The sequence below is a fragment of the Aliikangiella litoralis genome (genome assembly GCF_052495765.1).
The window spans coordinates 1,922,940-1,937,567 of the sequence record NZ_CP199292.1 but is presented as its reverse complement, the minus strand read 5'-3'; the positions used below and the strand labels follow the sequence as shown (position 1 = coordinate 1,937,567).

At 38.8% G+C, this 14,628-nt stretch carries 8 protein-coding genes; all 8 read left to right on the top strand.

Annotation, left to right across the window (positions count from 1 at the left end):
* Positions 1–292 precede the first annotated feature (292 nt).
* The 8 genes from ACT5E3_RS08065 to ACT5E3_RS08030 all read left to right on the top strand — a co-directional run bounded on the left by ACT5E3_RS08065 (position 293) and on the right by ACT5E3_RS08030 (position 13,900).
* Positions 293–2,503 (top strand): M4 family metallopeptidase, encoded by a 2,211-nt coding sequence (locus tag ACT5E3_RS08065; protein WP_444997789.1) that lies wholly within the window; start codon positions 293–295, stop codon positions 2,501–2,503.
* Between the two features lie 114 nt (positions 2,504–2,617).
* On the top strand, positions 2,618–4,870 hold the full coding sequence (locus ACT5E3_RS08060; RefSeq protein WP_444997788.1) for a M20/M25/M40 family metallo-hydrolase: 2,253 nt from the start codon (positions 2,618–2,620) through the stop codon (positions 4,868–4,870).
* Positions 4,871–5,329: 459 nt separating this feature from the next.
* The gene (locus ACT5E3_RS08055) at positions 5,330–7,516 is read left to right on the top strand and encodes a M4 family metallopeptidase (RefSeq protein WP_444997787.1); all 2,187 of its coding nucleotides are present in this window, start codon (positions 5,330–5,332) and stop codon (positions 7,514–7,516) included.
* Positions 7,517–7,605: 89 nt separating this feature from the next.
* On the top strand, positions 7,606–8,142 hold the full coding sequence (locus tag ACT5E3_RS08050; protein WP_444997786.1) for a hypothetical protein: 537 nt from the start codon (positions 7,606–7,608) through the stop codon (positions 8,140–8,142).
* A 95-nt stretch (positions 8,143–8,237) separates the two neighbouring features.
* Positions 8,238–9,026, top strand: coding sequence for a hypothetical protein (locus ACT5E3_RS08045; protein ID WP_444997785.1), 789 nt, complete (start codon positions 8,238–8,240; stop codon positions 9,024–9,026).
* Between the two features lie 1,185 nt (positions 9,027–10,211).
* On the top strand, positions 10,212–12,395 hold the full coding sequence (locus tag ACT5E3_RS08040) for a M4 family metallopeptidase (RefSeq protein WP_444997784.1): 2,184 nt from the start codon (positions 10,212–10,214) through the stop codon (positions 12,393–12,395).
* 85 nt (positions 12,396–12,480) lie between these two features.
* Positions 12,481–13,017: a hypothetical protein gene (locus ACT5E3_RS08035; RefSeq protein WP_444997783.1), complete on the top strand. Its 537-nt coding sequence runs from the start codon at positions 12,481–12,483 to the stop codon at positions 13,015–13,017.
* A gap of 94 nt (positions 13,018–13,111) precedes the next feature.
* Complete coding sequence (locus ACT5E3_RS08030) at positions 13,112–13,900, top strand: hypothetical protein (RefSeq protein ID WP_444997782.1); 789 nt, start codon at positions 13,112–13,114, stop codon at positions 13,898–13,900.
* Positions 13,901–14,628 lie beyond the last annotated feature (728 nt).

Here is a 14,628-nt window from a genome sequence, read left to right as displayed (position 1 = left end):
GACATCTCAATGAAACGCTAGGGTGATAAAACATAGCGTGATATTCAATCATTTTGACGGGTAATATTCACACCGAATTTTGTGACATAAACACACTATTTATTTGCATTAAAAAAAATATAACAATAAGATTTTCCAGGTATCTAAGATATCATTTGGACAAAAATCTAGATAACCTTCTTAGACTACTAGTTTGCGATTAGCGAGGTTGGATTAATTAATCGCAAGTTAATAAGGAAAACCAATAAACAATAATTATACCAAGCATTTCTGTTTACGGAGAAAATAAACAATGAAAATAAAAACACTGTCCGTATTAGTTGCTACGTCGCTTTCAGCGATGGCTTTTAGCGCTAGTGCAAATAATAACTTTTCAATTAATATTGAAAACCAATCAGCGAATGGCGCACCGACTTTTGCTACTGGCAACCTCGGTTCCATGACACAAAAAACAGCCGCTAACGCACTAAAAAATATTCTTGCTTCACAATCGGCTTACGGTTTTACTGGTCAAGAAGACTTTCAAGTAAAACGCCAATGGATTGATGAGCTCGGTAAATCACACACTCATTTCAACCAAACCATTAACGATTTAAAAGTGTATGGTACCAGCATGATTTTACATGCTAATGTCACTAACAGCTCACTCACTAGTGCAAACACTTCTGGTGAAGTTTATGCATTAACAGGGACTTTAGCAGTTGATTCAAGCCCAGCTAATTCCGCTTCAATGTTAGCAAGCCATGACAATGGTAGTCAGGCTAAAGCAGTAGCTCAATCATTCGGTAAAGCATTAAATGCACCAGAGCTAGCTTACCTTTATACTCCAGAAAGCAATTCAACCCATTTAGTTTGGCGTATTGAAGTATCTTGGGACAATGGCCCAGGTGATTTCGGTCGTGACTTTATGTACTTTGATGCGAGCACTGCTGAATTAATCGAAAGACACCCACAAGTTCACTCGGCAAAATCTTGGAAAACCTACACTTTAAATGGTGGTTCATCTAACCAAGCACCTGGTCGACTATTGTGTACTAACAACCAAAGTTGTGGTGGTAATGCAGCAGCTCAACGTGCCCATAATGGAGCTTCTAAAGTCCATGACTATTTCATGCAAAAACATAACCGTGATAGCTTAAACGGCAACGGTATGACTATGATTTCTAGTGTCGACCTAGGCGAATCCAATGCTTACTGGACTGGAAGTCAGATGTTGTACGGTCGAGCTGGTGGGGGATTTGATAATGATTTCACTAGTGACTTTGATGTCATAGGCCATGAGTTCACTCACGGTTTAACTCAGTACACAGCAGCCCTAGTTTATCGTAACGAATCAGGTGCTTTGAATGAAGCTTGGTCTGATATTTTCGGAGTTAGTTCTGAATCTTTTAAAAATGGTACCACTTCTTCTAGTTGGTTGTTAGGTGATGGATTATATAATCAATCAGGTAAAGCATTACGCTATATGAACAATCCGACGAAAGATAACCGTTCAAAAGACTATTACCCTGAGCGTTATCAAGGTAGTCAAGATAATGGCGGTGTTCACTGGAACTCAGGGATTGCTAACTTAGCTTATGTATTACTAGTTGATGGTGGTAAACATCCACGTAACAAAACCAATGCACAGGTTCCTTCAATTGGTATGGCGAAAGCTGAGAAAATTTTCTACCGTGCTTTAACCACTTACATGAACCAGAATACTCAATTCTCTGGGGCTCGTACTGCTACCGCTTCTGCTGCGCAAGATTTATATGGTGCAACGGAAAAGCATGCTGTTGAAACAGCTTGGTGTGCAGTGGGTGTGGGTTCTTGCCCGACTGGTCCAGATCCCGATCCGGATCCAGATCCAACTCCAGGCAGTGAACTACAAAATGGTGTTGCTAAAACTGGTTTAAGTGCTAGCCGTGGTGAAGAGTTAAACTACACATTCAAAGTACCAGCTGGCGCTTCAAACATTAGCTTTGTGATGAGCGGTGGTAGCGGCGATGCTGACTTATATGTGAAGTTTGGTTCTAAACCAACCGACTCAAGTTATGATTGTCGTCCATACAAAAATGGTAACTCAGAATCTTGTACTGGTAGCCAAACCGGTGGCACTTACTATGTTCGTTTAAAAGCTTATAGTGCCTTCTCTGGTGTAAGCATTAAAGCAAGCTACAGTGGTGGAACTGACCCAGACCCAGATCCAACTAACCCACCAGTTGATGAAACAGTCAGTAATATTTCAGTTGCTCAAAGTCAATGGACTCGTTACACGCACGTTTTACCAGCGGGTTACTCAAGTATGACTATCACTATTTCAGGTGGCTACGGTGATGCAGACTTGTATGTCCGTAGAGGCGCTCAGTCAACTCTATCAGCTTATGATTGTCGTCCATATAAAAACGGTAACTATGAGACCTGTACTTTTAATAACCCAGGCGCAGGAACATGGCACATTGATCTTTATGGATATTCAGCCGCTTCAGGTGTTAGCTTAAACCTAAAAGCGAATCCGTAATCAATCGTTTTACCAAGCTCAACAATAGAGGGACTTAAGTCCCTCTATTTGTTTCTGTAACCCGTATTATTGTTACTATTTCAATTTATTTTACCTTACACAAACAGGTGATTTATGAAAAAAAGTATTTACACTTTACTCATGGTAAGCGGAGCAGCTATTTCACTGCCTGCACTTGCCACTTCAGCGGCACTCACTAGCGCTTCTGATAAAAAGGTCTGGGTATCTATTGGTACTGATGCCTATCAATTAATTAATCAAAAATATAGTTCACAACTTAATTTAACTCGTGCCAGTTTACGTAACTCAAGTAATGGTGATAATCCAATAGCTGTTGTTCAAATGCCTGAATCACAAATCAATGCACTAAGTGAGTTCATGCATGAAGAGTTCAATCGTTGTGGTGGTTTTGTATTTCATGAAACGTTGAATGAAGCACAAGCTTTTGCTACGGCTCCCGCACAAATGACACCGACAATGGCTGTTAACTACACAATTGATAATGCTGCTGGTGTTAATGCGTTAATCAGTGAAATATCAACAGCAAACTTAACAGCAACGGTTAACTCATTAAAAAATTATCATAACCGATATTACACCCAACAATCAGGTGTCGATGCCGCTAACTGGATTAAAAACAAATGGTCTAGCATAAGTAATGGCCGATCGGATATTAGCGTTGAAACTTATAACCATAGCTGGAATCAACCTTCAGTCATTGCAACAGTGACGGGTACAACAAACGCAACTGAAATTGTTGTTATTGGTGGACATTTGGATTCAATCAACCAATCAAACCCTTCTACTGGACGCGCACCTGGAGCTGACGACAATGCCTCTGGCATTGCGGTTATCACAGAAACTTTACGGGCAATTGTGGCTAGTGGTTTTAAGCCGAAAAAAACGATTAAGTTTATGGGGTATGCGGCAGAAGAAGTAGGACTACGAGGTTCAAAAGCGATTGCGCAAAACTTTAAATCGAGCAATCAGAACGTTATTGGAGTTGCTCAATTTGACATGACGGGCCGTAAAGGACCGCAAAGTGATGACATTGTTTTTATTTCTGATTACACCAACAATGCACAAACCCAATTTATGGGACAGTTAATAGATACCTATTTGCCTGGTGTCAGTCATGGCACAGATCAGTGTGGCTATGCTTGTTCAGATCATGCTTCATGGAATAACGAAGGCTTTCCAGCTTCTTTCCCAGCAGAAGCACGATTTAACGATTCCAACCAAAGCATCCATACTGCTAATGATACAAGCTATGATGTCAACCATTCTGTTAATTTTGCTAAACTCTCTGCTGCCTATGTTGGTGAACTGGCAAAAGGTGGAACAGGAACCACTCCACCACCACCGCCTCCACCACCGCCAGGCGGTAATGAATTAGAAAATGGCGTTGCTGTTACAGGATTATCTGCAAGTACAGGCGATGAACTGCTTTATACATTCGATGTTCCATCAGGAGCAACTGACATCAAAGTAGAAATGAGTGGTGGTAGCGGCGATGCAGACATGTATGTCAAGTTTGGCTCTGCCCCAACCGACTCAAGCTATGACTGTCGTCCTTACAAAAGCGGCAATGCAGAATCTTGTACTGGTACACAAACAGGTGGTAAATATTATGTTCGCTTAAAAGCCTATAGTGCATTTTCAGGTGTAACACTAAAAGGTAGCTATGTTGGCGATACGCCTCCTCCTCCTCCTCCTTCTGGAGATGATGTACTCGAGAATGGCCGAGCGAAAACAGGCTTAGCCAGTAGTAGTGAATTAAACTTTACCTTTGAAGTTCCATCGGGTGCAACAGACATTCAATTTGATATGACTGGCGAAAAAAATGGAGATGCTGATATGTATGTCAAATTCGGCTCTGCTCCAACCGATAGCAGCTATGATTGTCGCCCTTACAAAAGTGGTAATAATGAATCATGTACAGGCAAAGACACAGGCGGCACTTATTATGTTCGCTTAAAAGCCTATAGTGCATTTTCAGGTGTTAGTTTAGTTGCTCGTTATACTGATGACGGTACTCCACCGCCACCACCACCAGGTAATGATCCCATTAATGAAACAAAAACGAATGTTTCAGTTGCTCAAGGTCAATGGACACGTTACACCCAGATTTTACCCGCAGGTTATTCTTCTTTAACGGTAACTATGTCTGGCGGAACTGGTGATGCGGATTTATATGTGCGTAAAGGAGCCCAATCGACTTCATCGGCTTATGACTGTCGCCCTTATAAAAATGGAAACAGCGAAACCTGCAGTTTCAATAACCCTGGCGCCGATACTTGGCATATTGATTTGTATGGTTATAGTGCAGCTTCGGGAGTTACTTTAAATATAAAGGCTAATCCTTAAACTTTAAATAACTTGGTAGATTAAGAAAGGAGTGAAAACTCCTTTCTTTTTAGTTGCAAACACAACTTAATAGTTACACATAATATAATTTCATCTATTTCAAAAAATCCATTATAAAAATAAATTCAAATAGCTTTTCCTCAAAAGTACAAAGCCTAATTTACTATTTTATTGTTATGACACAACCAAAAACTGGTAATACCACTTTATTTTACGCTAGGGAAATAAGCAAAAAATAAACTCTCAACTATTTTTACAGGTAATATTTACATCTAATTTTGTGACATAATCACACTAATTATTTGCATCAGAAAAAATATAATCATAGTATTTCATCGCATCTAAGATACCACTTAGATGGATTTAAACATAAAAATGCAACGTTTTAGATTCAAAAGAAACAAAAAGATTGCATAAAAAACCAAATAATCAAAACGTCTTCTACAGGAGATAAAAATAATGAAAATAAAAGCTCTGTCTGTACTAGTTGCGGCGTCGCTTTCAGCGATGGCTTTCAGCGCTAGTGCAAACGATAACTTTTCAATGACCATTCAAAACCAAACAAGCAATGGCAGCCCTTCTTTTGTCACTGGCAACCTCGGTTCCATGACACAAAAAACAGCTGCTGATACATTGAAAAATATTCTTGCTTCACAATCAGCTTACAACTTCACTGGCCAAGAAGACTTTCAAGTAAAACGCCAATGGATTGATGAGCTCGGTAAATCACACACTCATTTCAGCCAAACCATTAACGGTTTAAAAGTGTATGGTACCAGCATGATTTTACATGCTAATGTCACTAGCAGCTCACTGACTAGTGCAAGCACTTCTGGTGAAGTTTATGCATTAACAGGGACTTTGGCAGTTGACTCAAGCCCAGCTAACTCCGCTTCAATGTTAGCAAATCATGACAATGGTAGTCAGGCTAAAGCAGCAGCTCAATTATTCGGTAAAGCATTAAATGCACCAGAGCTAGCTTACCTTTATTCAGCAGAAAGCAATTCAACCCATCTAGTTTGGCGGATTGAAGTGTCTTGGGACAATGGTCCAGGCGATTTCGGTCGTGACTTTATGTACTTTGATGCGAGCACTGCTGAATTAATCGAAAGACACCCACAAGTTCACTCGGCTAAATCTTGGAAAACTTATACTTTAAATGGTGGTTCTTCAAGCCAGGCTCCCGGACAACTACTTTGTACTAACAACCAAAGTTGTGGCCGAGCTTCAGCTCAACGTGCTCACGATGGGGCTTCTAAAGTTCATGACTATTACTTGCAAAAACATAATCGTGACAGCTTAAACGGCAACGGCATGACTATGATCTCAAGTGTTGAGTTAGGTGAATCGAACGCTTACTGGACTGGTGGACAAATGATCTATGGTCAAGCTGGCGGCGGTTTTGATTATGACTTTACTAGCGACTTTGATGTTATTGGCCATGAGTTCACACACGGATTAACCCAGTACACAGCGGGTTTAATTTACCGTAATGAATCTGGTGCTTTGAATGAAGCTTGGTCTGATATTTTTGGCGTAACCGCTGAAGCGTTTAGAAATGGCACTAGCTCACCCGCTTGGCTTTTAGGTGATGGTTTATATTACACACCAGGTAAAGCATTACGCTACATGAACAACCCAACTAAAGATAACCGCTCAAAAGATTATTATCCTGAGCGTTATACTGGTAGTGCCGATAATGGTGGTGTTCACTGGAACTCAGGGATTGCTAACTTAGCTTATGTATTACTAGTTGATGGTGGTAAACATCCACGTGGTAAAACCAATGTTCAAGTTTCTTCAATTGGTATGGCGAAAGCAGAGAAAATTTTCTATCGTGCTTTAAGAACTTACATGAACCAAAACACTAACTTTGCTGGCGCACGTTCTGCAACGGCTTCTGCTGCACAAGATTTATATGGTACAAGCACTAAAAATGCAGTACTAACAGCTTGGTGTGCAGTGGGTGTAGGCTCTTGTCCTTCAACCGATCCGGATCCAGATCCAACCCCAGGTAGCGAACTACAAAATGGTGTGGCTAAAACCGGTTTAAGTGCTAGCACAGGGCAAGCAATAAACTATACATTCAAAGTACCAGCAGGCGCTTCAAACATTAACTTTGTAATGAGTGGTGGTAGTGGTGATGCTGACTTATATGTGAAGTTTGGCTCTGCTCCAACTGACTCAAGCTATGATTGTCGTCCTTACAAAAATGGTAATTCTGAGTCTTGTACTGGAAGTCGAACTGGTGGCACTTACTATGTGCGCTTAAAAGCCTACAGTAGTTTCTCTGGTGTGAGTATCAAAGCAAGTTATAGCGGCGGAAGCGATCCAACCAATCCACCCATTGATGAGTCTGCCAATAATGTATCTGTTGCGCAAGGCCAGTGGGCTCGTTATACCTACAACTTACCGGCGGGATACTCCAATATGACGATTTCTATTTCCGGTGGTTCAGGCGACGCTGATTTATATGTGCGTAAAGGCGCTCAATCAACTCAGTCGGCTTATGACTGCCGTCCTTATAGAAACGGAAACAATGAATCTTGTACTTTCAATAATCCAGGTGCTGGTACTTGGTATATTGATTTGTATGGATACTCAGCAGCTTCCGGCGTCACTATTAATTTAAAAGCTAATCCTTAAACTGTTTTTCAAGGCGAAACAAATAGAGAAATACTACCTCTCTATTTGTTTCAATTAATTACATAAAACGATAAAAAGGAAATAATATAATGAAAATCAAAACACTGATAACAACTGCAGCATTAGCTGCTAGCATGTTGGCTGCATCTAGCGTTTCAGCAGCTCAAATTACTTATCAATTTTTAAACCAAACTCATAACGAAATTAGAAACTGGGCAGGATACACTAATCCTAGAGTTTATTATGATCGTGCAGTATGCTCAAGTGATATGACCGCTTATGCGTGTGGACAAAATATCCAATTAGGCACAAGGTTTTTGCAACAAATAGAAAACTCATACCCACTTGCTTCTAAATTTGTTTTTGCTCATGAATGGGGACACACCATTCAGTTTAAATATAATATTTACTCACGAGCACCTTACCAAGAGCTTCAAGTGGACTGTGTCGGTGGAGCCTTTACTTATTATGGTCAAAACAATTTAGGTTACAGAGGCTTGTTCCAATCAGCACAAGGGTTAGCCTATGCTATTGGTGGTGATCCAACCCATGGTACAGGTTCACAACGAGCGTATTATACTCGTCAAGGTTATAATACTGGTGGTAATTTGGTTAGCTGTTTTTAACCAATAGATCATTACAAAGCTCACCATGTTTATTGGTGGGCTTTACAGTCAAATACAAACTTAAAGCCAGTGAACTGTTGAACTAGGTGGACCGTATGAAAAAGTTACTTTTAATCTTATCTTTATTGATTATTGCTGTTGGTTTAATCAATTTTTACTCAAGCCAATATGATAGTACAAAGTCTATTGAAGGCGTTGAAAATACTGAATTAAAAGAGCCAGTAATTTCTCAGCCAGAACAACAAGAGTTAATTCATAAAGAAGAAGGAGAAAAAACAGAAAAGTTAAATGCTCCCGAAACCGTTCAAGAAGGACAATTAAGTTTAGCGGATCTGATGAATAATCAAGAGGCAATGGATGATGTATATGTACCTCCTGTTCCATTAACTGAAGAAGAAAAAGCCTTACATGAAAAACTGGAAAAGCTAGGTCATATTATTCCTATCGAATACTACAACTATGGGTTAGATACCTTAAAAAGTTTAGCTGAAAATGGTGACTCAAATGCTGCGTTTCATTTAGGTGAAAGATACTATTTTCAATTACTCAATGATCCTGCTCATATGGATTATGACAGTAGCATGGATTATAAAGCCACAGCTCGAGACGCTTTTTCGAGAGCATTACAATTAGGCAATCGTCATGCAGCAGCGGTTATATCGGAATTAAACATGATGGAAAAAAATCATGAAGATGCTTATAGCTGGCATTTACTTGCCGAAGACTTAGGGGATACCCCTGCTACTGAGTGGTTTAAACATCAAGAGTTTTATGCCGACATTACTGAAGAACAAAAACAAAAAGCCTATGAAAGATATCAAGCTTTAAGACAACAATATCAAGAGCAATGGATAAATGATGGGCAAGAGTCATTATTCAATTAATACAATTGGGATAGCGATTATTATTAAATAACTTTATAGCTATATCTCTGCTTTACAGCCCTACTCTCTCAGCCACTATATAATAGACTTAACCTGAACTTAGCCCATATTATTGATTAAGTTCAGGAAAGTTTTTCTTTATCACTTTAAACTGCTCAGAACTCACAAGCCAATGTCAGGCAAATATCAGCACGCCGTATATCGCATCTTTCACCGATAATATTTGTAATCGTCAAGTTTCCAGCTCTGGATAAGAAAAATCATCAGGGCGTCTATTTTTGCGGCTTTCAGCGTTAAGCGCCTTTGCAATAGCTCGCTATTGCGGCAGTCACTTGCCTTGATATCCACAAAAATAGCCACACTGAGCTCAAGTGGAAACAGCAATTCAATTTAATTGGGTTTTAAGTCATTGAAAATAAAATGATTCTATTAATTATTTTGAATTTCCTTATCCAGAGTTGAGGTTAAAATAGCCACACTGAGCTCAAGTGGAAACAGCAATTCAATTTAATTGGGTTTTAAGTCATTGAAAATAAAATGATTCTATTAATTATTTTGAATTTCCTTATCCAGAGTTGAGGTTAAAATAGCCACACTGAGCTTAAGTGGAAATGGCAATTCAATTTAATTGGGTTTTAAGTCATTGAAAATAAAAATGATTCTATTAATTATTTTGAATTTCCTTATCCAGAGTTGAGGTTAACTAAGGTGGCTTTGCTTATTCCTCTCCCCAAGATTCACAACGAACAATTTTTCTATTCAAACCACCCTTCAATTTGATTGCATTTGCAACTTTATAGTTTCTAAATAGAAATTATATTCCTATTGGCTATAAGCTATATAAATTTATGAATAGGCTGCTCTAATCTATTTTCTCAAAAAAACACTGAGCCTTTTTATTTTATAAAAAATATAAACTGGTAGTACCACATAATTTTACGCTAGGAATATAAACACATACAGAATATTCAATGTTTTTTACGGGTAATATTTACATCTAATTTTGTGACATAATCACACTAATTATTTGCATAAGAAAAAATACCGTCATAATATTTTCAGTCATCTAAGTCGTTACTTAGATATTCCTCAACAGAAATGTGAAAAATTATAGTTTCATTAGAAAATAAAAAGTTGCATATAAAACAAATAACCAATAACACCTTCTTAAAGGAGATAAAAATAATGAAAATAAAAGCTCTGTCTGTACTAGTTGCGGCGTCGCTTTCAGCGATGGCTTTCAGCGCTAGTGCAAACGATAACTTTTCAATGACCATTCAAAACCAAACAAGCAATGGCAGCCCTTCTTTTGTCACTGGCAACCTCGGTTCCATGACACAAAAAACAGCTGCTGATACATTGAAAAATATTCTTGCTTCACAATCAGCTTACAACTTCACTGGCCAAGAAGACTTTCAAGTAAAACGCCAATGGATTGATGAGCTCGGTAAATCACACACTCATTTCAGCCAAACCATTAACGGTTTAAAAGTGTATGGTACCAGCATGATTTTACATGCTAATGTCACTAGCAGCTCACTGACTAGTGCAAGCACTTCTGGTGAAGTTTATGCATTAACAGGGACTTTGGCAGTTGACTCAAGCCCAGCTAACTCCGCTTCAATGTTAGCAAATCATGACAATGGTAGTCAGGCTAAAGCAGCAGCTCAATTATTCGGTAAAGCATTAAATGCACCAGAGCTAGCTTACCTTTATTCAGCAGAAAGCAATTCAACCCATCTAGTTTGGCGGATTGAAGTGTCTTGGGACAATGGCCCAGGTGATTTCGGTCGTGACTTTATGTACTTTGATGCGAGCACTGCTGAATTAATCGAAAGACACCCACAAGTTCACTCGGCTAAATCTTGGAGAACATACACGCTCGATGGCGGCTCACAAAACCGAGCACCCGGTCGACTCTTATGTACCAACAACCAAAGTTGTGGTGGTAATGCAGCAGCTCAACGCGCCCATAATGGGGCTTCTAAAGTTCATGACTATTACTTGCAAAAACATAATCGTGACAGCTTAAACGGCAACGGCATGACTATGATCTCAAGTGTTGAGTTAGGTGAATCAAACGCTTACTGGACTGGTGGACAAATGATCTATGGTAAAGCTGGCGGCGGCTTTGATTATGACTTTACTAGCGACTTTGATGTTATTGGCCATGAATTTACACACGGATTAACCCAGTACACAGCGGGTTTAATTTACCGTAATGAATCTGGTGCTTTGAATGAAGCTTGGTCTGATATTTTTGGCGTAACCGCTGAAGCGTTTAGAAATGGCACTAGCTCACCCGCTTGGCTTTTAGGTGATGGTTTATATTACACACCAGGTAAAGCATTACGCTACATGAACAACCCAACTAAAGATAACCGCTCAAAAGATTATTATCCTGAGCGTTATACTGGTAGTGCCGATAATGGCGGTGTTCACTGGAACTCAGGGATTGCTAATTTAGCTTATGTATTACTAGTTGATGGTGGTAAACATCCACGTGGTAAAACCAATGCACAAGTCCCTTCAATTGGTATGGCTAGAGCAGAGAAAATTTTCTATCGTGCTTTAAGAACTTACATGAACCAAAACACTAACTTTGCTGGTGCACGTTCTGCAACGGCTTCTGCTGCACAAGATTTATATGGTACAAGCACTAAAAATGCAGTACTAACAGCTTGGTGTGCAGTGGGTGTAGGCTCTTGTCCTTCGACCGATCCAGATCCAACCCCTGGTGGCGAATTACGCAATGGTGTGGCTAAAACCGGTTTAAGTGCTAACCGTGGACAAGCATTAAACTATACATTCAAAGTACCAGCAGGCGCTTCAAACATTAACTTTGTAATGAGTGGTGGTAGTGGTGATGCTGACTTATATGTGAAGTTTGGCTCTGCTCCAACTGACTCAAGCTATGATTGTCGTCCTTACAAAAATGGTAATTCTGAGTCTTGTACTGGAAGTCGAACTGGTGGCACTTACTATGTGCGCTTAAAAGCCTACAGTAGTTTCTCTGGTGTGAGTATCAAAGCAAGTTATAGCGGCGGAAGCGATCCAACCAATCCACCCATTGATGAGTCTGCCAATAATGTATCTGTTGCGCAAGGTCAGTGGACTCGTTATACCTACGACTTACCGGCGGGATACTCCAATATGACGATTTCTATTTCCGGTGGTTCAGGCGACGCTGATTTATATGTGCGTCGAGGCGCTCAATCAACTCAGTCGGCTTATGACTGTCGTCCATATAAAAATGGCAATAATGAATCTTGTACTTTCAATAATCCAGGTGCTGGTACTTGGTATATTGATTTGTATGGATACTCAGCAGCTTCAGGTGTCACAGTTAATTTAAAAGCTAACCCTTAAGCTGTTTTTAAAAGCGAAACAAATAGATTCACAGATCTATTTGTTTCTTTCAACAACAATAAACCAATAAAAAGGAAACGATAAAATGAAAATCAAAACGTTAATTACAACTGCGGCATTAGCTGTGAGCATTTTAACTGTTGGTAGTGCCTCAGCAGCGCGAGTCACTTCTCAATATTTAAATAAAACCCATCAAGAGGTGAAAAACTGGGCGGGATATACTAACCCTAGCGTTTATTATGATCGCGCCGTTTGTTCTCGTGATATGACCGCTTATGCGTGTGGACAAAAAATTCAATTGGGTACAAGATTCTTGCAATCAAAAGAAAACAGCTACCCATTGTCTGCTAAATTTATTTTTGCTCATGAGTGGGGACACACCATTCAGTTTAAATATAATATTTACTCACGAGCACCTTACCAAGAGCTTCAAGTGGACTGTGTTGGTGGGGCCTTCACTTATCACGGTGAAAATAGCTTAGGTTACAGAGGTTTGTTTAGATCAGCACAGGGGTTAGCTTATGCAATCGGTGGTGATCCAACTCATGGTTCAGGCTCACAACGTGCTTATTACACTCGCAAAGGTTATAACACTGGTGGCCGATTAGAAAGCTGCTTCTAAAAAAATCAATAACCATATAGGCTCACCTTTAGTGGTGAGCCTTTTGAATCAAACGAGTCTAAAAGCCAGTGAACTGTTGAACTAGGTGAACCTTATGAAAAAATTACTTTTAATCTTATTCCTGATTATTGCCGTTGGTTTAATCAGTTATTACTCAAACCAAGACAGTGTTAGTGAAGACATAAATTCAGAAGACATAGCAACATTACAAGAGAAAGAAAAACAGGTACAATCAAAACAGCAAGCACTTACCAAAGCTGAAGAAAACGATAAAGCAGAAACGTTAAATACACCTACATTATCACAGGAAGAGCAATTAACTATTAGTGACTTGATGAATAATCAAGAGGCAATGGATGATGTATATGTACCTCCTGTTCCATTAACTGAAGAAGAAAAAGCCTTACATGAAAAACTGGAAAAGCTAGGTCATATTATTCCTATCGAATACTACAACTATGGGTTAGATACCTTAAAAAGTTTAGCTGAAAATGGTGACTCAAATGCTGCGTTTCATTTAGGTGAAAGATACTATTTTCAATTACTCAATGATCCTGCTCATATGGATTATGACAGTAGCATGGATTATAAAGCCACAGCTCGAGACGCTTTTTCGAGAGCATTACAATTAGGCAATCGTCATGCAGCAGCAGTTATATCGGAATTAAATATGATGGAAAAAAATCATGAAGATGCTTATAGCTGGCATTTACTTGCCGAAGACTTAGGGGATACCCCTGCTACTGAGTGGTTTAAACATCAAGAGTTTTATGCCGACATTACTGAAGAACAAAAACAAAAAGCCTATGAAAGATATCAAGCTTTAAGACAACAATATCAAGAGCAATGGATAAATGATGGGCAAGAGTCATTATTCAATTAATACAATTGGGATAGCGATTATTATTAAATAACTTTATAGCTATATCTCTGCTTTACAGCCCTACTCTCTCAGCCACTATATAATAGACTTAACCTGAACTTAGCCCATATTATTGATTAAGTTCAGGAAAGTTTTTTTATCACTTTAAACTGCTCAGAACTCACAAGCCAATGTCAGGCAAATATCAGCACGCCATATATCGCATCTTTCACCGATAATATTTGTAATGGTCAAGTTTCCATCTGAAAAGGTAATGATATAAGTATGAGCTCAAGCGTTGATCAGTTAATTCAAATATCTAAATGAAATCTTGTGCTTTCAACAACTGATTCAGAGATCTGGCATATTGATTTGTATGGATACTCGACAAGTTCTAGTGTTACCATCAACTTGAAGGCAAACCATTGAAAGCTTTCTTAATACTTAATAATCAAGGCGCTTTGTTTTTTTGACTCCATTATTCATACAACCCCTTTTTATTTAGCCCTAACACATCACTGTTCTTAGTATGTTTCGTTAAAATTAAAACTTTCGTACTTTTAACTTTTTATTATTTTTAAATCTAAAAAAAATTTCTTGTAGTAAAAATTAATCCAATATAGTCCAATATTATCTAATATTTCTCATGATTATAAGCAACCAAACTAAAGATATTACTTTTAAATACAACTTTTAAATATTTCATGCAACAAACACCTTTCAAAATAAAACAACAATAAAAAATCAAA

Coding starts and splice junctions, on each gene's coding strand:
- ACT5E3_RS08065 (WP_444997789.1), top strand. CDS start 293: ATGAAAATAAAAACACTGTCCGTATTAGTTGCTACGTCGCTTTCAGCG.
- ACT5E3_RS08060 (WP_444997788.1), top strand. CDS start 2,618: ATGAAAAAAAGTATTTACACTTTACTCATGGTAAGCGGAGCAGCTATT.
- ACT5E3_RS08055 (WP_444997787.1), top strand. CDS start 5,330: ATGAAAATAAAAGCTCTGTCTGTACTAGTTGCGGCGTCGCTTTCAGCG.
- ACT5E3_RS08050 (WP_444997786.1), top strand. CDS start 7,606: ATGAAAATCAAAACACTGATAACAACTGCAGCATTAGCTGCTAGCATG.
- ACT5E3_RS08045 (WP_444997785.1), top strand. CDS start 8,238: ATGAAAAAGTTACTTTTAATCTTATCTTTATTGATTATTGCTGTTGGT.
- ACT5E3_RS08040 (WP_444997784.1), top strand. CDS start 10,212: ATGAAAATAAAAGCTCTGTCTGTACTAGTTGCGGCGTCGCTTTCAGCG.
- ACT5E3_RS08035 (WP_444997783.1), top strand. CDS start 12,481: ATGAAAATCAAAACGTTAATTACAACTGCGGCATTAGCTGTGAGCATT.
- ACT5E3_RS08030 (WP_444997782.1), top strand. CDS start 13,112: ATGAAAAAATTACTTTTAATCTTATTCCTGATTATTGCCGTTGGTTTA.